This is a genomic window from Streptococcus sp. SM3 (assembly GCF_027497875.1).
Window position 1 is genome coordinate 1 of sequence record NZ_JAJNSA010000011.1, and the last position, 23,445, is coordinate 23,445.

General features: G+C 40.6%; 22 protein-coding genes, 2 tRNA genes and 2 rRNA genes. 2 read left to right on the plus strand and 24 right to left on the minus strand.

What is annotated here, in order from left to right; all coding sequences use genetic code 11:
- The 5 genes from PAN06_RS03255 to rlmD all read right to left on the minus strand — a co-directional run.
- Positions 1 to 595: ribosomal RNA gene (locus tag PAN06_RS03255) — 23S ribosomal RNA — on the minus strand; the annotation flags it as partial.
- Between the two features lie 125 nt (positions 596 to 720).
- Positions 721 to 793, minus strand: a tRNA-Ala gene (locus PAN06_RS03260).
- A gap of 51 nt (positions 794 to 844) precedes the next feature.
- Positions 845 to 2,390, minus strand: a 16S ribosomal RNA gene (locus tag PAN06_RS03265).
- A gap of 241 nt (positions 2,391 to 2,631) precedes the next feature.
- Positions 2,632 to 2,703 (minus strand) — tRNA-Glu (locus PAN06_RS03270).
- A gap of 61 nt (positions 2,704 to 2,764) precedes the next feature.
- A complete protein-coding gene (gene rlmD / locus PAN06_RS03275) occupies positions 2,765 to 4,120 on the minus strand; it encodes a 23S rRNA (uracil(1939)-C(5))-methyltransferase RlmD (RefSeq protein ID WP_020903149.1) in 1,356 nt (451 codons plus the stop codon).
- A 37-nt stretch (positions 4,121 to 4,157) separates the two neighbouring features.
- On the opposite strand from rlmD, the gene recX reads away from it, so the two are divergent.
- Positions 4,158 to 4,934, plus strand: a complete 777-nt coding sequence (gene recX, locus PAN06_RS03280; protein WP_265483370.1) for a recombination regulator RecX — start codon at positions 4,158 to 4,160, stop codon at positions 4,932 to 4,934.
- A gap of 88 nt (positions 4,935 to 5,022) precedes the next feature.
- Positions 5,023 to 5,556, plus strand: a complete 534-nt coding sequence (locus PAN06_RS03285) for a DUF402 domain-containing protein (protein ID WP_000775316.1) — start codon at positions 5,023 to 5,025, stop codon at positions 5,554 to 5,556.
- Positions 5,557 to 5,626: 70 nt separating this feature from the next.
- On the opposite strand, the gene PAN06_RS03290 is transcribed toward PAN06_RS03285, so the two are convergent.
- The 19 genes from PAN06_RS03290 to PAN06_RS03380 form a co-directional block, all read right to left on the minus strand.
- Entirely contained in the window at positions 5,627 to 6,394 is a 768-nt protein-coding gene (locus PAN06_RS03290) for an epoxyqueuosine reductase QueH (protein WP_000567567.1), read from the minus strand.
- A 137-nt stretch (positions 6,395 to 6,531) separates the two neighbouring features.
- Complete coding sequence (gene groL / locus PAN06_RS03295) at positions 6,532 to 8,154, minus strand: chaperonin GroEL (protein ID WP_000031579.1); 1,623 nt, start codon at positions 8,152 to 8,154, stop codon at positions 6,532 to 6,534.
- Positions 8,155 to 8,169: 15 nt separating this feature from the next.
- Positions 8,170 to 8,454, minus strand: coding sequence for a co-chaperone GroES (gene groES / locus PAN06_RS03300; RefSeq protein WP_000917323.1), 285 nt, complete (start codon positions 8,452 to 8,454; stop codon positions 8,170 to 8,172).
- A gap of 155 nt (positions 8,455 to 8,609) precedes the next feature.
- Positions 8,610 to 9,005 (minus strand): single-stranded DNA-binding protein, encoded by a 396-nt coding sequence (locus PAN06_RS03305; RefSeq protein ID WP_269795583.1) that lies wholly within the window; start codon positions 9,003 to 9,005, stop codon positions 8,610 to 8,612.
- A gap of 77 nt (positions 9,006 to 9,082) precedes the next feature.
- The gene (locus PAN06_RS03310) at positions 9,083 to 9,844 is read right to left on the minus strand and encodes an SDR family NAD(P)-dependent oxidoreductase (RefSeq protein ID WP_269795584.1); all 762 of its coding nucleotides are present in this window, start codon (positions 9,842 to 9,844) and stop codon (positions 9,083 to 9,085) included.
- A gap of 41 nt (positions 9,845 to 9,885) precedes the next feature.
- The gene (ytpR, locus tag PAN06_RS03315) at positions 9,886 to 10,512 is read right to left on the minus strand and encodes a YtpR family tRNA-binding protein (RefSeq protein WP_269795585.1); all 627 of its coding nucleotides are present in this window, start codon (positions 10,510 to 10,512) and stop codon (positions 9,886 to 9,888) included.
- Positions 10,513 to 10,527: 15 nt separating this feature from the next.
- On the minus strand, positions 10,528 to 10,845 hold the full coding sequence (locus tag PAN06_RS03320; RefSeq protein ID WP_000615777.1) for a thioredoxin family protein: 318 nt from the start codon (positions 10,843 to 10,845) through the stop codon (positions 10,528 to 10,530).
- Positions 10,842 to 11,132: a DUF4651 domain-containing protein gene (locus PAN06_RS03325; RefSeq protein WP_346732043.1), complete on the minus strand. Its 291-nt coding sequence runs from the start codon at positions 11,130 to 11,132 to the stop codon at positions 10,842 to 10,844. The genes PAN06_RS03320 and PAN06_RS03325 overlap by 4 nt, the downstream gene beginning before the upstream one ends.
- Before the next feature lie 100 nt (positions 11,133 to 11,232).
- Positions 11,233 to 12,840 (minus strand): CTP synthase, encoded by a 1,608-nt coding sequence (locus PAN06_RS03330; protein WP_125447841.1) that lies wholly within the window; start codon positions 12,838 to 12,840, stop codon positions 11,233 to 11,235.
- A 235-nt stretch (positions 12,841 to 13,075) separates the two neighbouring features.
- Positions 13,076 to 13,663: a DNA-directed RNA polymerase subunit delta gene (gene rpoE, locus PAN06_RS03335; RefSeq protein ID WP_042750234.1), complete on the minus strand. Its 588-nt coding sequence runs from the start codon at positions 13,661 to 13,663 to the stop codon at positions 13,076 to 13,078.
- 186 nt (positions 13,664 to 13,849) lie between these two features.
- Positions 13,850 to 14,632, minus strand: a complete 783-nt coding sequence (locus PAN06_RS03340; RefSeq protein WP_269795587.1) for a hypothetical protein — start codon at positions 14,630 to 14,632, stop codon at positions 13,850 to 13,852.
- A 46-nt stretch (positions 14,633 to 14,678) separates the two neighbouring features.
- On the minus strand, positions 14,679 to 16,781 hold the full coding sequence (locus tag PAN06_RS03345) for an ATP-binding protein (RefSeq protein ID WP_269795588.1): 2,103 nt from the start codon (positions 16,779 to 16,781) through the stop codon (positions 14,679 to 14,681).
- A gap of 9 nt (positions 16,782 to 16,790) precedes the next feature.
- On the minus strand, positions 16,791 to 17,972 hold the full coding sequence (locus PAN06_RS03350; protein ID WP_269795589.1) for a DNA cytosine methyltransferase: 1,182 nt from the start codon (positions 17,970 to 17,972) through the stop codon (positions 16,791 to 16,793).
- An 87-nt stretch (positions 17,973 to 18,059) separates the two neighbouring features.
- Positions 18,060 to 20,711, minus strand: coding sequence for a valine--tRNA ligase (locus PAN06_RS03355; protein ID WP_269795590.1), 2,652 nt, complete (start codon positions 20,709 to 20,711; stop codon positions 18,060 to 18,062).
- The gene (locus PAN06_RS03360) at positions 20,704 to 21,282 is read right to left on the minus strand and encodes an AAA family ATPase (protein WP_070479704.1); all 579 of its coding nucleotides are present in this window, start codon (positions 21,280 to 21,282) and stop codon (positions 20,704 to 20,706) included. Before PAN06_RS03360 ends, PAN06_RS03355 begins: the two co-directional genes overlap by 8 nt.
- Positions 21,282 to 21,842, minus strand: coding sequence for a GNAT family protein (locus PAN06_RS03365; RefSeq protein ID WP_125456210.1), 561 nt, complete (start codon positions 21,840 to 21,842; stop codon positions 21,282 to 21,284). Before PAN06_RS03365 ends, PAN06_RS03360 begins: the two co-directional genes overlap by 1 nt.
- Positions 21,829 to 22,407, minus strand: coding sequence for a flavin reductase family protein (locus PAN06_RS03370; RefSeq protein ID WP_269795591.1), 579 nt, complete (start codon positions 22,405 to 22,407; stop codon positions 21,829 to 21,831). Before PAN06_RS03370 ends, PAN06_RS03365 begins: the two co-directional genes overlap by 14 nt.
- Before the next feature lie 283 nt (positions 22,408 to 22,690).
- Positions 22,691 to 23,086: a helix-hairpin-helix domain-containing protein gene (locus PAN06_RS03375; protein ID WP_004261126.1), complete on the minus strand. Its 396-nt coding sequence runs from the start codon at positions 23,084 to 23,086 to the stop codon at positions 22,691 to 22,693.
- A gap of 95 nt (positions 23,087 to 23,181) precedes the next feature.
- Positions 23,182 to 23,436 carry a DUF1912 family protein gene (locus PAN06_RS03380; RefSeq protein WP_000119706.1) on the minus strand — a complete coding sequence of 85 codons (255 nt, stop codon included), beginning with the start codon at positions 23,434 to 23,436 and terminating at the stop codon, positions 23,182 to 23,184.
- Between the last annotated feature and the right edge of the window lie 9 nt (positions 23,437 to 23,445).

Genomic DNA, 23,445 nt, shown 5'->3' on the forward strand with positions numbered 1-23,445 from the left:
AGGCACGCTCTCACCCATTAACGGGCTCGAACTTGTTGTAGGCACACGGTTTCAGGTTCTATTTCACTCCCCTCCCGGGGTGCTTTTCACCTTTCCCTCACGGTACTGGTTCACTATCGGTCACTAGGGAGTATTTAGGGTTGGGAGATGGTCCTCCCAGATTCCGACGGGATTTCACGTGTCCCGCCGTACTCAGGATACTGCTAGGTACAAAGACTATTTTAAATACGAGGCTATTACTCTCTTTGGCTGATCTTCCCAAATCATTCTTCTATAATCTTTGAGTCCACATTGCAGTCCTACAACCCCGAAGAGTAAACTCTTCGGTTTGCCCTTCTGCCGTTTCGCTCGCCGCTACTAAGGCAATCGCTTTTGCTTTCTCTTCCTGCAGCTACTTAGATGTTTCAGTTCACTGCGTCTTCCTCCTCACATCCTTAACAGATGCGGGTAACAGGTAGTACCTGTTGGGTTCCCCCATTCGGAAATCCCTGGATCATCGCTTACTTACAGCTACCCAAGGCATATCGTCGTTTGTCACGTCCTTCTTCGGCTCCTAGTGCCAAGGCATCCACCGTGCGCCCTTATTAACTTAACCTTATTTTTCTGACCTTTCAGTCATAAACTCTTATTAATACTACAGCGTTTTCGGTTTATTTTCTTGTTACTATTTGATATAGATATTCAATTTTCAATGTGCATTACTTGGTGATCTCTCACCAATGGAGCCTAGCGGGATCGAACCGCTGACCTCCTGCGTGCAAAGCAGGCGCTCTCCCAGCTGAGCTAAGGCCCCACAAGACCTCTCAAGACTAAACAAGACCAATGCGCAGTTCCTTATCCTTAGAAAGGAGGTGATCCAGCCGCACCTTCCGATACGGCTACCTTGTTACGACTTCACCCCAATCATCTATCCCACCTTAGGCGGCTGGCTCCTTACGGTTACCTCACCGACTTCGGGTGTTACAAACTCTCGTGGTGTGACGGGCGGTGTGTACAAGGCCCGGGAACGTATTCACCGCGGCGTGCTGATCCGCGATTACTAGCGATTCCGACTTCATGTAGGCGAGTTGCAGCCTACAATCCGAACTGAGACTGGCTTTAAGAGATTAGCTTGCCGTCACCGGCTTGCGACTCGTTGTACCAGCCATTGTAGCACGTGTGTAGCCCAGGTCATAAGGGGCATGATGATTTGACGTCATCCCCACCTTCCTCCGGTTTATTACCGGCAGTCTCGCTAGAGTGCCCAACTGAATGATGGCAACTAACAATAGGGGTTGCGCTCGTTGCGGGACTTAACCCAACATCTCACGACACGAGCTGACGACAACCATGCACCACCTGTCACCTCTGTCCCGAAGGAAAACTCTATCTCTAGAGCGGTCAGAGGGATGTCAAGACCTGGTAAGGTTCTTCGCGTTGCTTCGAATTAAACCACATGCTCCACCGCTTGTGCGGGCCCCCGTCAATTCCTTTGAGTTTCAACCTTGCGGTCGTACTCCCCAGGCGGAGTGCTTAATGCGTTAGCTACGGCACTAAACCCCGGAAAGGGTCTAACACCTAGCACTCATCGTTTACGGCGTGGACTACCAGGGTATCTAATCCTGTTTGCTCCCCACGCTTTCGAGCCTCAGCGTCAGTTACAAGCCAGAGAGCCGCTTTCGCCACCGGTGTTCCTCCATATATCTACGCATTTCACCGCTACACATGGAATTCCACTCTCCCCTCTTGCACTCAAGTTAAACAGTTTCCAAAGCGTACTATGGTTAAGCCACAGCCTTTAACTTCAGACTTATCTAACCGCCTGCGCTCGCTTTACGCCCAATAAATCCGGACAACGCTCGGGACCTACGTATTACCGCGGCTGCTGGCACGTAGTTAGCCGTCCCTTTCTGGTAAGATACCGTCACAGTGTGAACTTTCCACTCTCACACTCGTTCTTCTCTTACAACAGAGCTTTACGATCCGAAAACCTTCTTCACTCACGCGGCGTTGCTCGGTCAGACTTCCGTCCATTGCCGAAGATTCCCTACTGCTGCCTCCCGTAGGAGTCTGGGCCGTGTCTCAGTCCCAGTGTGGCCGATCACCCTCTCAGGTCGGCTATGTATCGTCGCCTTGGTGAGCCGTTACCTCACCAACTAGCTAATACAACGCAGGTCCATCTGGTAGTGATGCAATTGCACCTTTTAAGCAAATGTCATGCAACATCTACTATTATGCGGTATTAGCTATCGTTTCCAATAGTTATCCCCCGCTACCAGGCAGGTTACCTACGCGTTACTCACCCGTTCGCAACTCATCCGGAGAAGCAAGCTCCTCCTTCAGCGTTCTACTTGCATGTATTAGGCACGCCGCCAGCGTTCGTCCTGAGCCAGGATCAAACTCTCATTAAAAGTTTGAGTTCTCACTCATTTCTGTCACTGACAGATTTATTGTTTTTTCATTGTTCAGTACTACAACCTTAGTTGTAGTGCCCTGCACATTGGTTCGTCTTGTTCAGTTTTCAAAGGTCTTTGTCACTTGCTTCTCTCAAGTGACAACTATATTAGTATATCACAGCTGCTTTCGCTTGTCAACACTTTTTTGAAACTTTTTTGAACTTTTTTCATCAAGTGCCTCAACCGCAACATACCATAGTCCGTACGGGATTCGAACCCGTGTTACCGCCGTGAAAAGGCGGTGTCTTAACCCCTTGACCAACGGACCAGAGTTGTTATTTTCAACTCTTACTATTATACAGGCTTTTTCTGACTTGTCAACTACTTTTTTAAACTTTTTTTATTAATTTTACAACAGCTTCCGTTCGAGCAGTGTGTGGGAACATATCAACCGACTGGATATAATGGAGATCATAGACTTCTACTAAACGTACTAAATCACGAGCCAAGGTCGAAACATTGCAAGAAATATAGACCATTTTTTCTGGTACATAGGTAAGAATAGTATCTAATAACTTATCATCCAGACCTGTACGTGGTGGATCCACAATCAGAGCATCTGCTCGGTAGCCTTCCTTGTACCAACGAGGAATAATCTCTTCTGCCGTTCCAGCTTCGTAATGTGTGTTGTCAAATCCCATTCTTTTAGCATTTCGCTTGGCATCTTCAATGGCTTCTGGAATAATATCCATACCTCTTAATGTTTTAACTTTCTTTGCGAAGGCAAATCCAATCGTTCCAACTCCACAATAAGCGTCAATCAAATGGTCTTCTTTATTAACATCCAAGGCTTTTACAGCCTCACTATAGAGGACTTCTGTTTGTTCAGGATTTAGTTGATAGAATGCTCGAGGAGATAGTGAAAATTCATAATCGAGTACACCTTCTTGAATACTCTCTTGTCCCCAGATAATCTCTGTCTTTTCACCATAAATCTCACTGGTTTTAGCTGTATTGGTATTAACAGCTACTGTCACAACTTCTGGAAAATCTTTAATTAAATCTTTTACCAGCAGGGTTAAATTAAGCTGACGATTTATAACAATAATAATCTGAACCTGTCCAGTCTTTCTTGCTCGTCGGACCATTATAGTTCTAACACCTAGAACTTTTCTCTCATCCGTGATTGGAATCTGGTGATAAGTAAGTAATTCTGCTAGACGATTAGCAATCACTTGGGTTTCCTTGTCTTGTACCAGGCAGTCTTTCAACTCTACTAAATAGTGAGAGCTTTGTGCATATAAGCCCGCCTTGACCTGATTTTTAAATTTTCGAGTCTGAAATTGTAACTTAGCACGATAGTACTTGGGTTCCTGCATTCCAATCGTCGGGCGGATTTCATAGTTTTCATATCCTGCAGGAGCAAATTTTTTCAGCGCTTGGTGAAGTAAGTCCGTCTTGAACTCCAGCTGCTTATCATAATGCAGGTGCATGATTTGGCAGCCTCCACATTCATTGTAAATAGTACAAGCCGGCACAACTCGAAATTTAGACTTCTTGTTGACCTTCAGTAATTTTGCCTCAACAAAGTTACGTTTAATAGAAGTAATCTGACAATAGATATCTTCTCCTTTGAGAGCACCAGGCACAAAGACTAATGTTTTTTGATAAAAGCCGATTCCCTCACCATTAATTCCCATGCGCTTAATTTTTAATGGTATTTTTTGTTTCACTTTCAGATTCATACCCCTATCTTATCACATTTTGAGTTATAATAGAACTATGAAAATCACAAAACTTGAAAAGAAAAAAAGACTCTATCTGATGGAGCTTGATAATGGCGACAAATGCTACATTACTGAAGATACTATTGTTCGTTTTATGTTATCGAGAGATAAGGTGATAGGTGAAGAAGAATTAAAAGAAATTCAGGACTTTGCTCAATTTTCTTATGGTAAGAATCTAGCCCTCTACCACCTATCCTTTAAAGCGCGCACTGAAAAAGAAGTCAGAGAATATCTAAAAAAATACGATATTGATGAAAACATAGCTTCTAAAGTTATTATTAATCTTAAAGAAGATAAGTGGATTAATGATGATCAGTACGCTTATGCTATCATCAATGCCAATCAACTTTCAGGAGATAAGGGGCCTTATGTACTGATTCAGAAATTAGCACAAAAAGGAATTTCAAAAGCTACTATAGAAGAGATTCTGAAAGAATTTGATTTTTCGGAAGTTGCTCAACGTGTAGCTAATAAACTATTGAAAAAATATGAGGGAAAACTTCCAGCTCGTGCCTTGCAAGATAAGATTATCCAGAACTTGACTAACAAGGGCTTCTCTTACTCTGATGCTAAAGTTGCTTTTGACGAGTTGGAGAGTCAAGTTGACCAAGAAACGACTCAGGAACTCATCTTTAAGGAACTTGATAAGCAATATATTAAATATGCCCGAAAGTATGAAGGATACGAACTTAAACAGCGTTTAACCCAAGTTTTAGCACGAAAGGGCTATGATTTTTCGGATATAGCAAGCGCTCTCAGAGAATATCTTTAATATTTTCATGTAAAATTCACAGATTTTAGGCAATTTTATGGTACAATAGTAAACGATAAACTTATAAATTGTAGAAAGTTGGTTAGTTATGAAGCTTCCAAAAGAAGGCGACTTTATTACAATTCAAAGTTATAAGCATGATGGGAGTCTCCACCGAACTTGGCGGGACACCATGGTACTAAAAACAACAGAAAACGCCATTATTGGTGTCAACGATCATACACTGGTTACCGAAAGTGATGGTCGTCGTTGGGTCACTCGAGAACCGGCTATTGTTTACTTTCACAAGAAATATTGGTTTAATATCATTGCCATGATTCGTGATAATGGGATTTCCTACTATTGCAATATGGCTAGCCCCTACTATCTGGATGAAGAAGCACTGAAGTATATTGATTACGATTTAGATGTTAAAATTTTTACAGATGGGGAAAAACGTCTCTTGGACGTTGAGGAGTATGAGCGTCACAAACGCAAAATGAATTATTCTGATGATTTGGACTATATTTTAAAAGAACATGTCAAAATTCTTGTTGATTGGATTAACAATGGACGTGGTCCTTTCTCAGAAGCCTATGTAAACATTTGGTACAAGCGCTATGTAGAACTAAAGAATCGGTAAAGTTGTCAAACTGGGGTTAAGACCCCGGTTTTTTTATTTTAAAAACCCAGCTTTACAGCTGGGGTGATTTCTATATATCTAATTTCGTAACAGTAAATTTGATGTGGGAATAGTCTTTTTCAACATCCTTATCCAGCAAGAAAGCTGTAGCATCTTTCTTAACCTGAACCAGGTCAATATTCTGAGCTTGGGCTGCATAGACACAACCACAATAACATTGACGGTAAATGTCATACTCTTCACACATCTCTACCGAACGTTTGTAGCCTTGATTTTTCTTGAAATCACTTGGAAGATAGTGGGTTGTATAAATTTTTTGCACATCGATTCCGATACTATTAATGGTTTGAGAATTCTTATGAGGACTGATGGTCAAGGCTGAGCCAAAGTAGTCAAAGCCCAAGTCCATAGCCACTTGAGCTGTCTTATCCAGTCGGTAGTCAAAGCAAACCTTGCAACGGTCGCCACCTTCAGGCTCTTCTTCCAAACCTCTGACTAACTTACGATATTCATTTGGTTCGTAGGGAGCTTCTAGATACTGGACCGTATTTCCTGTCCTCTCATTGAAATCACTGACAAATTTCTTGGTGACGTAAGCCCGCTTATGGTATTCTGCCTTGGGATGGATATTGGAATTAGCAAAATAGATAGTCACATCTGCATACTTGGTCAAATATTCTAGTGTATAGGTACTACAAGGGGCACAGCAAACATGCATGAGAATGGTTGGCCGTTGCTCATTTTTCTCCCATACTTGTACCATCTTCTGCATGACACGGTCATAATTAATCTTCTGATTGGGGTTCATCTTGCTCAGAATTTCTTCTACATCGATCATGTTCTTCTCCTTTTTCTAGTCTTATTTTATCATATAAGTTAGGAGAGCTCAAATCAATTTAGAAGTGAATATCATAAAAAGGAGGAATAGACATTCCCTCCTTTTGTGTTTTTTATAAGTTGTTTTCTATAGAAAGCTTACATCATGCCACCCATCATACTTGGATCCATTGCTGGAGCTGGGGCCACTGGTTCTGGTTTATTGGCTACGACTGCTTCCGTAGTCAAAATCAAACTAGCTACAGATGCTGCATTTTGTAGAGCTGAACGACTCACTTTAACTGGGTCGATGATTCCCTCTTCAATCATGTTAACCCACTCTCCAGTTGCTGCGTTGAAGCCTGTACCAAGCTCAGCATTTTTCAAGCGATCGATAACGATTGAACCTTCAAATCCTGCATTGTGGGCAATTTGACGGACTGGTTCTTCCAATGCACGGAGAACAATATTGCGACCTGTTGCTTCGTCTCCTGTCAATTCCAAATCAGCCACGGCTGGGATAACATTTACAAGGGCTGTTCCACCACCTGCAACGATTCCTTCTTCAACAGCTGCACGAGTAGCGTTGAGGGCATCTTCAATGCGGAGTTTCATTTCTTTCAACTCAGTTTCAGTTGCAGCGCCGACCTTGATAACCGCTACACCACCTGACAATTTCGCCAAGCGTTCTTGTAATTTTTCACGGTCAAATTCAGAAGTTGTGGTTTCGATTTGAGACTTGATAACTGCAACACGGTGAGAAATGGCTTCAGGATTTCCAGCACCTTCTACGATAACAGTGCTATCTTTGTCTACAGTTACTCTCGCTGCTTGGCCAAGCGCTTCAATTGTCGCATCTTTCAACTCAAGACCAAGGTCTTCTGTGATAACTGTTCCACCTGTCAAGATGGCGATATCTTCGAGCATGGCTTTACGACGATCACCAAAACCAGGTGCCTTAACTGCTACTACGTTGAAGGTCCCACGAATCTTGTTCAAAACAAGAGTTGGAAGGGCTTCGCCATCCACATCATCCGCAATAATCAAGAGTGGACGATTGCTTTGGAGAATACTTTCTAGAAGTGGCAAGATTTCTTGGATATTTGAAATCTTCTTATCAGTAATCAAAATGTATGGATTTTCAAGATCAGCCACCATTTTTTCGCTATCTGTCACCATGTACTGTGAAAGGTAACCACGGTCAAACTGCATTCCTTCTACGACTTCAAGCTCTGTTTCCATACCACGTGACTCTTCAATGGTGATGACTCCGTCTTTACCAACTTTTTCCATGGCTTCAGAAATGTATTCACCGACTTTTTCAGAACGAGAAGATACGGCAGCAACCTGAGCGATGGCTTCTTTATTGGCAACAGGGATAGCGTTGTTTTTCAAGGCTTCAACTGCTGCAGCAACTGCTGTTTCAATCCCACGACGAATACCGATTGGATTTGCACCTGCTGTGACGTTTTTGATGCCTTCACGGACGATTGCTTGAGTCAAGACAGTTGCAGTTGTCGTTCCGTCACCTGCGATATCATTGGTTTTTGAAGCTACTTCTGATACCAATTTGGCACCCATATTTTCAAAATGGTCTTCCAACTCGATTTCTTTGGCAATGGTCACACCATCATTGGTAATCAAGGGTGAGCCAAATGATTTTTCTAACACAACGTTACGACCTTTTGGTCCCAAGGTTACTTTAACAGTATCTGCAAGGATATCGACACCACGGACCATAGCTGAACGAGCATCAGATGAAAATTTAATTTCTTTTGACATACTTACTTTCTCCTTCTATTCTTCAATGATTGCCAAGATGTTAGCTTCGCCTACGATGATATACTTTTCATCGCCATCTTTGACATCAAGACCTGCGTGAGCTTCAACTAAGACACGATCTCCAGCTTTAACACTTGGAGCAACCAAGTCACCGTTCAAGGTACGAACACCTTGTCCAGTAGCTACAACTTGGGCTGTTTTTGTTTTTTCTTGAGCTGAGCCTGCAAGGACAAAGCCTCCAACAGTTTGTTCTTTTTCTTCGATTTTCAAGACCACACGGTCTCCTAATGGTTTCAACATCTGATTTCCTCCATAATGAGATAGATAGTATTAGCACTCTTTATACCTGAGTGCTAAACCATAGTTCTATTGTATCACTTGGTCAGAAATAATCAAGAAAAAAGTCTGACTTTCTAAAGATAAAAAGCCTGAGAGCAACTCAGACTTTTTAATGCTTAAAATGGCAATTCTTCCTCTTCCAAGACCAAATCCGCCAAATCTTGGCCTGCATTATTTTCACGCATGGCACGTTGGGCACGACTTTCCAAGAGTTGGAACCCTGTTACGAGAATTTCGGTCACGTAGTTCATCTGACCATTTTTCTCAAAACGACGGGTACGAAGTTCTCCATCCACTGAAATGAGACTTCCTTTAGTTGCGTAGCTGGCCAAGCTTTCTGCTAGTCTGCCCCATAGAACCATATTGACAAAGTCAGCTTCACGCTCCCCATTTTGGTCTTTGTAACGACGGTTCACAGCGATAGTTGCTCGCGCTACTGACTTGTCATTGTTGGTTTTGTGCAATTCTGGTGTAGACGTTAAACGTCCAATTAAGATAACTTTATTATACATATTTTCTTCCTCCTACTTATCTATTCGTAGGAAATCAAAAAAAGTTACAGAAATTTGTAACTTTTCGAGGAAATTTTTTACTTTTTATAAACCATGAAACCTGTCGCCTGTTGATTTGCCATAATGGTCATATCTGTAATCTGAACACGACGAGGTTGACTAGTCACATAGACTACTGTGTCTGCAATATCTTGAGCTTGCAAGGCTTCTATTCCTTGGTAAACGGACGCAGCTCGTTCTTTATCACCATGAAAACGAACTGTAGAAAAATCTGTTTCGACAATTCCAGGCTGAATGGTGGTCACCTTGATATCCGTCGCAATGGTATCAATTCGCAGTCCATCTGAAAAGGTCTTAACTGCCGCCTTGGTGGCTGAGTAAACAGCTGCACCCGCATAGGCATAAATTCCTGCAGTTGACCCCATATTGATAATATGACCCTGATTGGCTTTTACCATTGCTGGCAAGAAACAGCGAGTGACTGCCATCAAACCTTTGACATTGGTATCCAACATGGTCAGCATATCCAACTCTTCATAGTCCTGATAAGGTGCTAAATCTAGAGCCAGTCCGGCATTATTGACCAAGATGTCTATCCGACCTATCGTTTCTAAAATATCAGAGCAGACAGTCTTTACCATGTCCATATCCGTCACATCCAGTGGAAAAGTCCAAACTGTTTGATTTGGGAAGGATTCTGCAAACTCCGACTTGAGGACTCCTAATCTATCTATCCGTCGTCCTGTTAGAACAACATTCTCCCCCTGCTCCAGATAAGCACGCGCAATTGCTTCACCGATTCCTGATGTCGCCCCTGTAATCACAACATTTTTTGCCATCTTATTTCCTTCTAGCTGGTCTATCAGATACCGACAACTTCCTATGCAGTCCAGTGTTTCACTGGGTCAAATGGAGTTCCGACAACTTGGTCTTCTGATAATTCAATAATACCACGTTTTTGCGGAGCATTTGGCAGATGCAATTCACGAGGGCTACACATCATGCCAAAACTCTTTTCACCACGAAGTTCACCTGGGAAAATGAGATTCCCTTTTGGCATCATTGCTCCAGGAAGAGCCACAATGGTTTTCAACCCCACACGCGCATTAGGTGCTCCAGCAACAATTTGCACTGTCTTGTCACTTGCGACTGCAACTTGGCAGATGTTAAGGTGGTCACTATCTGGATGAGCTACCATCTCGACAATTTCACCAACAACAAACTTAGGCTCCTTGTCATTGACAATTTCTTCTTCAAAAGCTTCCGTTTGTAATTCTTGGTTCAAACGATCGACTTGCTCATCTGTCAAAAAGACTTGACCGCGCTCTGCAATTTCAAACAAACTTGAAACTTCGAAAATATTCCACGCCACTGTTTCCCCATTATCTTTGAGAAAAACACGGGCTACCTTGCCTTTGCGCTCCACGTCCAACTTGGCATCTCCGCTGTTTTTCACGATGATCATAAGGACATCACCGACATGTTCTTTATTATATGTAAAAATCATTGTTTCCTTTTTCTCCTATTTTAGTCCTGCTAAAAAGTCGTTAATTTGTTGCTTGCTTTTACGGTCGCGATTGACAAAACGGCCGATTTCCTTGTCCTTTTCTAGAACAACAAGGCTAGGAATGCCGTAAACATCCCAGAGTTTAGCTAGATCCATGTACTGGTCTCGGTCCACTCGAATAAAGGTGAACTCTGGATTGGTCTCCTCAATTTCTGGCAAGGCAGGATAGATATAACGACAATCACCACACCAGTCTGCTACAAAAAGAAAGACCTTCTTGCCATCTTTTTCTACTAAGGATGCTAATTCTTCTAAACTTGCTGGTTGTATCATAAGACTTCCTCCTCATAGACTAGGTCTTCGTTTTCATAGACAAAGGTATAATGACGGCCATCCTCAAAAATGACGCCACCAACCAAGCACTCTAGACTGCTTTCATAAACTTGAACATAGAGGGTCGCAATTTCCCCCATGTCTGAAAAATGGTCTCGCACAATCGCTGTCAACTCTTCCTGAGTCTTCACGAGCTTACGGTCATCTGCAACTTTTTTCGTAGCAAGGGCAAGGCTTCCAATACCTAGCAGAGCCAAGCCTGCCATCAACATTTTTTTAGCTTTCATACCATTCATTTTAACACAAAAAAGGCTTTAGGACAAATGAGGAAGCAGCAGAAAAGCAAGTAAAAAACCTCTGAGATTCTTCTCAAAGGTTATAATCTAGCTAATTGCTATTCTCAACCGCTGCAGTAATAAAGGCAGTGTAGAGTTCTTCTGGACGATTTGGACGGCTTGACAGTTCAGGGTGATACTGACACGCTACAAAGAATTTATTTTCAGGAATTTCCACAATTTCTACTAAACGATTATCTGGAGAAACTCCTGAGAAGACAAAGCCTGCTGCCTCAAACGGCTCACGGAAGGCATTGTTAAACTCATAACGGTGACGGTGGCGGCGTTGCACCACTTCTTGATTGTGATAAGCAGCCGCAGCCTTAGAGCCACGTTTCAACTTAGATGGATAAAGTCCCAAACGAAGGGTTCCACCCATATCCTCAACATCAATCTGATCACGCATGATATCAATGATAGGGTATTTTGTTTCTGGTGCAAGCTCTGCAGAATTAGCACCTTCAAGACCTAAAACGTGACGAGCAAACTCGATACAAGTCAACTGCATTCCCAAGCAGACACCCAACATTGGAACATCATTCTCACGCGCATAGCGAATGGCTTGGATTTTCCCTTCAGTACCACGTTGACCAAAACCACCTGGTACGATGATTCCATCTGCATCAGACAAGAGTTCCGCCACATTCTCTGCTGTCACATCATTGGCATTGATCCAATTGATTTTAACTTCTGCGTCATTGGCATAACCAGAGTGTTTCAAGGCTTCAACCACAGAAATGTAGGCATCTTGCAACTCCACATACTTACCAACAAGGGAAATCTTAACTTGTTTCTTGAGGTTCATGACCTTGTCCACCATGGCTGACCATTCTGTCATATCCGCTGCCGGTGCGTCTAATTTCAAATGGTCACAGACAATTTGGTCCATACCTTGTGCCTGCAAGTTCAGTGGAATTTGATAAAGGTGTTCAACATCCAACGATTCGATAACGGCTTCTGGTGCTACGTCACAGAACTGTGCTAGTTTATTTTTAATGCCCTGACCAGCTGGCTCTTCTGTACGAATAACCAACATATTTGGCTGGATTCCCAATCCACGCAATTCTTTTACAGAGTGTTGAGTTGGTTTGGTCTTCATTTCACCAGCAGCCTTGAGATAAGGAAGCAAGGTTGTATGGATGTACATAACATTATCCGCACCCACATCTGCCTTCATCTGACGAAGGGCCTCTAAGAATGGCAAGGACTCGATATCTCCTACTGTTCCACCAACCTCTGTAATAATGACATCAGAGTCGGTCGTTAGAGCGGCACGCTTGATTTTTTCTTTCAAAGCATCTGTAATATGAGGAATGACTTGAACAGTTGCCCCAAGGTATTCTCCACGACGTTCCTTACGAAGAACTTCACTGTAAATTTTACCAGTTGTCACGTTGGAATATTTGTTAAGATTGATATCGATGAAACGTTCATAGTGACCCAAGTCCAAATCTGTCTCAGCTCCGTCATCTGTCACAAAAACTTCCCCGTGCTGGTAAGGACTCATGGTTCCCGGATCGATATTGATATAAGGGTCAAACTTTTGAATGGTTACTTTGAGACCACGATTTTTCAAGAGACGGCCCAAACTCGCTGCAACAATCCCTTTCCCAATAGACGATACCACACCACCAGTTACAAAAATATATTTCGTAGACATAGATTCCTCTTTCTAAAATACTCAAGGTCTTGTCAACTACAAGGGGACATAGAAAACAAGACCCTACTAATAAGAATAATCTGGAACGACTGCACCAGATTCACAACCAAAATACAAGAAGATAACTTCTTGAAAAACAAAAATAGCTCCCTAAGAACTAGGGAGCCCCGACCTCTAAAAGAGGTGCCCGAACAATATGATACCTAAAAATAGGATAATTGTCAATAGCTAACTTTTATTCCTCGACGTTTTCAGAATCATCGTCTGAAAACTCATCGTCTTCTTCGTTGAGATCCACGTCTTCACCCAAGTCATCTGGGGCGATTTCGTTGATTTCTGCATCGTAAGCTTCCACTTCGTTTTTCTCATCATCTGGATTTTCATCATCGTATGAAAGTGCTGGATCTGCTTCGTATGCATCTTCGTCTTCTGGATCATCTGCATTGTAGTCAATGGCATCTGAATCACCATCCATGAAGGCATTGACACGTTTTTTCTTAGCTTTTGGTGCTACTTCATCGTCGTCATTTTCTTCAAGAGCGATGATTTCTTCATCGATTTCGTCCACACCATACCATGAACGAAGACCCCATTTGTTGTCTCCAAGTGAGATGAAGCTACCGTCAAAGTTCAACTCTGTGTAGAACAAAGGCAAGGCTTCACGGATATCGCTGTTTGATGTTCCAAGGTAGTTTTGAATTTCGTTTACAAGATCGCTAAAATGCATCTCATGGTCGCGACCACGAAGTTCCAAGATAGCACGCGCCACCTCAATCATAGATAGTTCACTTTTTTCTTGCCCAGCAAATACTTCTAATTCCAAAGCGTTTCTCCTCATTTATACTACTATTGCCAGAGCGAACAGACTCTGACCTCATTTTATCATTTACTCTTTATTTTACGATAATTTTGCGGAATAGTCAAAGGTTAAGGGGGAGAAAGTGATTCATATTACTCCTAAATAAATCGTAAGAGTATTTTTTAGAACAGTTATCTTATTTTTTTAAAATTAATAGTGATTTTTCCCCAAAAATTCTATTATTCTCTTTTTCAAAGATAGCAACTCGCGGCGCTCCTTATCTAAACTACTTTCCATTATTCTAATTTCTGGGTCTTTAAGTGAACAAATATAATATCCTTCCTGCTCTGTGAACCCCTCTTCCACATGAGCAAGAGAATTCCTCTTATCTATCAAAGCTGACCAGTCTGATTTTAATTTCTCATAATCTCTTTTATTTCTAGGCGATAAATTAGTTCTATTCAGTCTGACCCTTTCTCTAAAAAAATCTTCAAATAATTTTCTATAAGAGTGATCTGGATTATCGTCGCTTAATTTTTCTCGTAACAAATGCTCTATCTCTGCATTTTCGCACATGAATCTCCCACGAATTGCATTTAATTCGTCCCAGCGACAAAGAATAACATTAATCGCATCCTCAAAATGTTTTTCCTCTAAACTATCAGAAACTGAAAAAAAGGTGAAATTTGAAAAAATATCTAGATTTTTATGCTTTAGAATATTGATAACATCTGATTTTATAGTGTTATAATTATTAGAATACAAAATAACAAATTGTTTGAAACCATTTCTATTTCTTATTTCTTCAAGATAATTTAAACCTGTTTCAGATGCATCTAAGTTAAAATCTGAAATAAAAAAATCATATCTCTTAGCTGAAACCAACTCTTTTCTTGCATCTTCAAATGTTTTAAACTCTTTAATTTGTGCCTTATAGCCTTTATCTTTTAAGATATCCTCTACAAGATCTTTTCTATAAGTATGGGCATCCATGGTTAAATCATCCTCCAACCACAGAATATTTATTTCTTGTCTCAATTTAAACCTCGCTAAACTCAATTTGAAAATCAACTATGTTATTATTTAGTTGGTGAACTGATATCTTCCAATTAAAATCCTTACAAATTTGCTGGCAAATATACATACCTAGCCCGGTTCCTCTCCGCTTTGATGTTACTCCAATGTTAAATATATTTTCAATAGGATCAATATCAATTGGGCCTGTATCTGAAGTAAAGTGCATTATTTTATTATCTTCATTGAAGAAAATATGTAGTTCTTTTGCATTGCGTTCCTGGGCATTAATTATTAAGTTATCAAGTAGAGTACCAAAATCATAAACATTTATGTTTTGATACAGTTTTCCAACTCCTAAGCTAACCTTTACATTCACTGTATCATCGATTAGATTGTCTACATAGCTCTTTAAGTATGACTTCAATTCTATATTTTCAAGGTTACTAAAAGATTCAAAATTTAATCGTAATATTTGTTTTTTTATTGAAGATAGTTTATCAGAAGTTCTTCTAATTTTATAGATTGAATTTGAAAATTTTTCGTACTCTTCTGGTGTCATAAGCCGAATCATTTTCTGTAGAGTAGCTGTTAGCTCTTTACCTGCTTTTCCTAATTCATGGAAAAGCATATCTTGACGCGCCGGTTTTTCATTTGAGATTAATTTCTCCTTAATCTCAATTTCATTTTTTAATCTACTATTTTCTCTATCAATTCTTTGATTTTCTTTTTTTACTTCTTGATTCTCTTTTCTTAACTCGACAGTAGCCTGTTTCAAACTCTTTTGAATTTCTTTTTTTTCAGAGGAGCTTGTATTCATATCATCGAGAAGTTCAAATTTTTTTTCTAGTGGTTGTGCGATTTTTGGGAGTTCATAAACTCTTGGAGCTACAGTAAACTTATACTTTTTAAATCTTTGAATTAGCTTTTGGATCGCATCATTGTCATCCGTTTCAATATCATCAATATCACTACTTCCAAACCTTGTCAATTGCATATAGGATTCTAATGGTCTGTGAACAAGTTCCATATATACTTTTTCAAATTCTATAGTATAAGAATTAGTAACAAATCCTCTATCACGAGATGTAACTTCATTAAAATGATTTTCAGAATCTGTTATGTTAATCCAGCCTAGCAATTCCCTATGTCCTAAATATCGATTAAAACCTTGTGTTTTACGTAGATTTAGACCAAAGGCATCAAAATCAACTTCTCCATATGGGAAAATTCTAAAATTATTCTTATACAAGAAAATAGACCCATAGTTTTTTGGTATTGTTTTCATTATTCTTGTAAAATTGTTCTTTGCCACATTATTCAAATAATAAATTTTAAAATAAATATTTTTTAAAATTGTTTCATTCTCAAATTTAAAAGAATAAATTATCTTTTCTTGATCGTATAGAGTGATACTAACTTCCTTTTCTTTTATTTCACACTCAATATAAATTGTTTTTTTATCTAATACTGAAGCAACATTATTACTAATATACTCATCCAACTCAGCAATTCCTGAGGAGGATGAAATATACTTAACATTAATTTTTATTTTACCGTCATCTACAAACGGGTTTACAAGTCTTTGAAGCGCTGCTATAACTTTATTAACTCTATCTAAGTCCCAAGTATCTCTCAAATTAGAGATATTTAAAATAGTCCCTGATTTTTGAATGAAACTGTTTTCTACTGCCTCTAAGCTAGTATATGTGACATCTAACTCTTCAAATTTTGTTAGAGAATCCTTTTCGAATTCACCCCAGTCAATTTCCAATTTACTAACTTCATCATCTTTATGACTAATAAGCTTAAGTTTAGTCCCTAATCTATCACAAGAAAAACGACCTATTCCTTTGGACCCAGCATATACCTTATCACTATCTTTTTTTTCTGAATGAGCAACGAACAACCATTTATTTTCAATATCATTACGATTCATTCCCTTACCGTTATCTTGAATGATAATGTAATTTTCATAACTGTTTATAATAAGACTTATTTCTGTTGCATCAGCATCATAACCATTTTTTACCAACTCAAAGATAGCTACTAACTCGTTTGTAATAAGGTCTTTACCAATTATGTCCTTTAAACCCGAACTCACTTTAAAGTGTAATTTTTCTTCCATCTTAACTCCTTATTCAGAGATTTTCAAAATAACTTCTCCAACTTGTTCTGCAAACAAAGGCGGTACTGCGTTAGCGACTTGAGTATATCGAGGAACATCCATTTTTCGTCGTTCACCACCTGTAGTATACGGTCCTTTGAATTCATAATCGTCTGGAAAACTTTGGATTCTAGCGTGTTCTCTAACTGTCATTATTCTAGGTTCATCATAATGTATATAATCATCTGGAATAGAAGTAATCGTATTACAAATTGAATTTTTCTTTAAAGGAGTTACTCCACGCTTCTTTAAACCTTCAACCAGATTCATAGACGGCGTAATTCGTATACTTTTCTCGGAAGCAGTCATTAAACGTTTAAATACATCTATTGTTGCACTTTTATGTTTCGCGAATCGATGACTATCGGGGAATGCGCCTCGTTCAATGTTATTTCTCATTAATTTTTGATATGCTGAAGTTGCTCGACCATACTTCCCATTTTTAAATGCCTTAGTGTCTTTACTATCAACTTCTCCATGACTTTTTTTCAAGTCATTAATAGCTTGAGAAATTGTAATTGGTATTTTTAGTCCTCTATCCCTCAAAAAACAATCTTTATTTTTCAATAATTCGTCAAAAAATATCTCATAGGCCCCATTTTTTGATGCAAATAGAATGAACCGTTTCCTATTTTGAGGAACACCGTATTCTGACATAGTAACAATCTTATATTCTAAGTTATATCCTAATTCATGTAATTCCGAAACAAGAATATCAGAATATTTTTGTTTATCCTTATGATCCTTAAACCCTACAGTAAATCCTTGAACATTTTCAAAAAATAACATAGTCGGTTGAACTAATTTGATAAACTCAATATACGAATGCATTAATTGATTTCTGATATCATCATTTTTTCTCTTGCCTGCCATGGAAAATCCTTGACATGGTGGACCACCTACAACTAAATCAATGGAACCATTTAATGTAGCAAGTTCCTTACTATGAACTTCTAGAAGTTCATTTATATCCCAATTTTTCATTTCAAGCCAGTTCGGCCATGAAAAATGTTTTTTTCTTTCAATTAAATTATATTTTAAAGTACTAAAAGCATCTTTATTTCTTTCAACTGCAAATATCCCACGCAAACCAGCATTATAAAGCCCTAAGGATAAACCACCAGACCCTGCAAATAAATCTATGTATTTCATGATTTCTCTTTCAGTCATTAAAATTTATTATTACAATTTTATCACAAATTAAAGCAAAAAACACGGCTCATCACCGTGTTTCTGTGTTTATTTAACGAGTTTCTTCATCTCATCAATACGTGCTACGGTCGCATCGTATTTAGCTTGGTAATCGGCTTGTTTGTCGCGTTCTTTTTGGACGACTTCTGGTTTGGCGTTGGCTACGAAGCGTTCGTTAGAGAGCTTCTTGCCGACCATGTCCAGTTCTTTTTGCCATTTAGCCAGTTCCTTGTCGAGACGAGTGAGTTCTTCTTCGACATTGAGGAGGTCAGCCAGTGGCAAGTAGATTTCTGCTCCTGTGATGACGCTTGACATAGCCAGTTCAGGCGCAGGGATAGTTGATGCGATTTCCAAGTGTTCTGGATTTGTGAAGCGTTTGATGTAGTTAACATTGCTATTAAAGAAGGCTTCCAAATCGCTATCGCTTGTCTTAACAAGGATAGTGATTGGCTTGCTTGGGGCTACGTTTACTTCAGCACGCGCATTACGAACGGCACGGATCAAGTCTTTGAGACTCTCTACACCTGTGTGAGCAGCTAGGTCTTCAAAGGCTGGATTGACAGTTGGGTAAGCCGCTGTAACGATAGAGCCTTCTGAGATTTGTCCAAAGATTTCCTCTGTCACAAATGGCATGATTGGGTGGAGGAGACGAAGGATCTTGTCCAAAGTGTAAAGGAGAACAGAACGTGTGATAACTTTCTCTTCTTCGTTGTCGCTGTAAAGGACTTCCTTAGTCAACTCAACGTACCAGTCCGCAAACTCATCCCAGATGAAGTTGTAGAGGATATGTCCAGCGACACCAAACTCAAACTTATCAAAGTTGGCAGTCGCTTTTCCGATCGTTTCATTGAGGTTGTGGAGAATCCAGCGATCAGTGACATTTCCAGCTTCCTTGTTGACCACTTTTTCGACATTGGCAGTTGCTTGCTCAAGGGTCAAACCTTCATTGTTCATGAGGATGTAGCGAGAGATGTTCCAGATTTTGTTAATGAAGTTCCATGAAGCATCCATTTTCTCGTAAGAGAAGCGCACGTCTTGTCCTGGTGCAGAACCGTTTGAAAGGAACCAACGAAGGGCATCAGCACCATATTTCTCAATAACATCCATTGGGTCAATTCCGTTTCCGAGAGATTTAGACATCTTGCATCCTTGCTCGTCACGGATGAGACCGTGGATAAGCACGTTTTGGAATGGCTGACGACCAGTAAATTCCAAGGATTGGAAGATCATACGAGATACCCAGAAGAAGATGATGTCGTAACCTGTTACCAAGGTTGAAGTTGGGAAGTAGCGTTTGAAGTCTGCTGAGTCGACATCAGGCCAGCCCATGGTTGAGAATGGCCAAAGGGCAGAACTGAACCAAGTATCTAAGACATCTTCATCTTGTGTCCATCCGTCACCTTCTGGAGCTTCTTCACCGACGTACATTTCACCCTCAGCATTGTACCAAGCAGGGATTTGGTGACCCCACCAGAGCTGACGAGAGATTACCCAGTCGTGGACATTTTCCATCCATTGAAGGAAAGTATCGTTGAAACGAGGTGGGTAGAATTCTACCTTGTCCTCTGTATCTTGGTTGGCAATAGCATTCTTAGCCAATTGGTCCATCTTGACGAACCACTGAGTAGACAAGCGTGGTTCAACCACAACACCTGTACGCTCTGAGTGACCAACACTGTGAACACGTTTTTCGATTTTAACGAGGGCACCGATTTCTTCCAACTTAGCAACGACTGCCTTACGAGCTTCAAAACGGTCCATACCTGCAAATTCGAAGGCCAAGTCGTTCATGGTTCCGTCGTCATTCATGACATTAACTTGTGGCAAGTTATGACGTTGACCAACCAAGAAGTCGTTTGGATCGTGGGCAGGTGTGATTTTTACGACACCAGTACCAAACTCAGGATCAGCGTGTTCGTCTCCAATGATTGGGATGAGTTTATTAGCAATTGGAAGGACGACATTTTTACCAATCAAGTCTTTGTAGCGTGGGTCTTCTGGATTGACCGCAACGGCAACGTCTCCAAACATGGTCTCAGGACGAGTTGTCGCAACTTCAAGGGCGCGTGAGCCGTCTTCCAGCATGTAGTTCATATGGTAGAAGGCACCTTCCACATCCTTGTGGATAACTTCGATATCAGAAAGGGCTGTGCGAGCTGCTGGGTCCCAGTTGATAATAAATTCACCACGGTAGATCCAACCTTTCTTGTAAAGGTCCACAAAGACCTTACGAACAGCTTTTGACAAACCTTCGTCAAGAGTGAAACGCTCACGAGAGTAGTCTACAGAGAGCCCCATCTTGCCCCATTGTTCCTTGATAGTAGTGGCATATTCGTCTTTCCATTCCCAAACTTTGTCAAGGAATTTTTCACGACCTAGGTCATAACGTGTAATGCCCTCTCCACGCAAGCGCTCCTCAACTTTAGCCTGAGTCGCAATCCCCGCGTGGTCCATTCCTGGAAGCCAAAGGGTATCAAAACCTTGCATCCGTTTTTGACGGATGATGATATCTTGCAAAGTCGTATCCCAAGCGTGACCAAGGTGAAGTTTCCCAGTTACGTTTGGTGGTGGAATGACGATTGAATAAGGCTTAGCCTTTTGATCGCCGGAAGGCTTGAAAACATCCGCATCAAGCCATTTTTGGTAACGACCAGCCTCAACCTCGGCTGGATTGTATTTAGGTGAAAGTTCTTTAGACATGTGTTTGTCCTTTCTCTATTGTATTCATTTTATCTTGAATTTGCTTAGCAACTTCTTCTGCAGACAAACTCGTATTATTTATTTTAAAGTAGTGGTGCAACTCATTCGGTTGATGTTGGGAATTTAATTGAAGGGTTTCAGTGGTCTCTAAAATTTCTCTTTCAGATATCTCAATATGCCGTTTCAAGGGCTTGTGCTTCAACCGGTTCTCCGTTCGATTTCGACGCATGCGCTCTTCAAGACTTGTTTCCAACTCCACAAAAAGAATCTCTTGATGAAAGTTATCCAATAAATCCTGAATTTGCTTTAAATACATCAGTTGGTACTGATTTGAAAAATCAATTACATCTGTTAAAATTACTGATCGCTGATTTCTTGCACTTGCTCCAAGGAAAGAAAAGGTAATTCCACGAACAAATTCCCACATTTCCTCTGTAAAGTCCTGATAGATTTCTAATGCAAAATCGATGGCTTGATGGTTATAAAAGAGGGTAGCATCTGTCAGTCGAGATAACTCTTGACCAATCGTCATTTTCCCAGAAGCCGGAGCCCCAATGATGAAAAGATGCATCAAATCACCTCCCACTCACGCCTCAACAAGCCATATATCAGACTGTCACAGCGGTTTCCTTGAATATCTTTACGTTCTCTTATGCGAGCTTCGAGGGTAAATCCAAGTTTTTCTGCGACTCGTTGACTTTGGACATTATAACCAAAACAAGTCAGTTCAATCTTGTGAAGACCCAAATCTTTAAAGGCTAAGTCAATCAAGGCAAACGCTGCTTCTGGTACATAGCCTCGACCCCAATAGTCTGGATGCAAGGTATAGCCAAGCTCTAGCACATCATCCGCATGACGATGGTTGAAGTCAACAGAACCAATGACTTTATCGGTTCCTTTGACGACAATCCCATAGCCAGCTGGGAGATTTTCCTTTTGATTGCGTTCTGGAAGGATATGCTCTAGATAGTAAACCTCATCTTCAAAGGTTTTGACTGGAGGAAAGCCTGCTGGATAGGCGACCTCTGGGAGACTAGCGTAGGCATGGATATCCTCGGCATCAGCGACTGTGCAGACTCGTAACACGAGATGTTCTGTTTCCAAGCGTTCTGGCAGTTCAGCTCTTGTCATCTTTCTTCCTCGCTTTCTTTATGAAGCTCCCCATAGGGTCAACACGGTTATCTAAATAGCGATAAACGCGCTGGTGACCGTCCCCCATAAAGTAAGTCGGTGAAAAACGATCATTTTTAAAATGTCCCTTATCATCCAAAAGTTCTGGATCAGCAAGTCGCTCGATAATCTTGGCAAAGATATGACAGATTCCATCTTCCTCGATAATCCGATCTACCCGACAGTTCAATACGACTGGACAGGCCTCTAAAATCGGAGACTGAGTCTGTTCAGAAATCTCGTAGTCTAGTCCCAGGTGTTTCAATTTCTCTCGATGACTGATAAAACCAGCCTCCTCCATCTCGAGCATGAGATTTTCATCAGGGATATTCACGGTGAACTTTTGATAATGCTTAATCTGCTCAGTCGCATTTTCCTCAGCTCCGACACCAATGACTAGCCAATCTCCCAAGCTATAAGAGGAACTGCAAGTCGTGATATTCTGCTCAAAGTTCTGGTCCTGATATCCCAAAATGAAAATAGGAAAGCCATAATACAGTTTACTTGTGTTAAAAGATTGCTTCATAACAACCTCCTTTTACTAAGACGCAAAAGAAAATCCCTGCCATCTACATGACAGGGACGAATGTATTTATCCGCGGTACCACCCAATTTCGGGCAGTTGCCCGCAACTCTCGTCTTTAAAACAAAAAGACACTTTTATTTCAATTTTTCATCTATTAGCAACTAGTTTTGACACATTTGTGGACTTCTCAGCTCCGCCACTTTCTGTAAAATGTGGGATTCAAAACACCTCTAATGGCTCTATTGTAGCAAGATTTTGATGGAAATGCAAGGCACAAGAAAGATTACTTGAACTTGATGCCATTTTCTTTCAATTTCTTGATGGTAGCTGGGCCGATTCCTTTCAAGGCAAGGAGTTCTTTTTCAGTCCAGTTTTTGAAATCTGACGCAGACTTGATTCCTTCATCATAGAAAGTCTTGGCACGGTCAAGTGGAAGTCCACCCAAGTTTGCTGCAAAATCTTCTACAGAATTGGCTACTTTTTGAGCTTGCTCTTTGGTAGCTTCTACTGCTTGTTCAACTTTTTTAGAAACAGCCTTACCAGCTTGGCTTGCTGACTGCTCAGCACGTTTCACGACTTTTTTTGTCTCTTCTACAACCTTAGTCACAGTACTTGAAAAAACACCTGCACGACGGAGGCTATTTCGTAATTGTTTTTTACGATTGAGTTTCTTTGACATGATAAAATCCTTTCAATAAAAAACCCCTGCTCTGACAAGGATTTAATATAAATATTCTATCAAGATTTTAGTAAAAAATCAAGAATCTATCTCGTTTAATAATTTCGCTCACCAAACAAGCCATCTGGCAAATCATGGAATCCCTTGCCTGCCTTGAAGTTTTCAAACTTACCAAGCAAGAACTGATAAGCATCCAAGCGACTTTCGTAGCGAATCATGGCATCTTTAGCACGCTCGTCTTGGTCTTCTTCGTAGACTTTTTGGCTTTCCTTGTGTGCCATGTCATTGATCATAATTTGGGTATTGACCCAAGCTTCAAATTCCTTCATAAATTCTTGTTCGTAACTCATTTTTTCTCC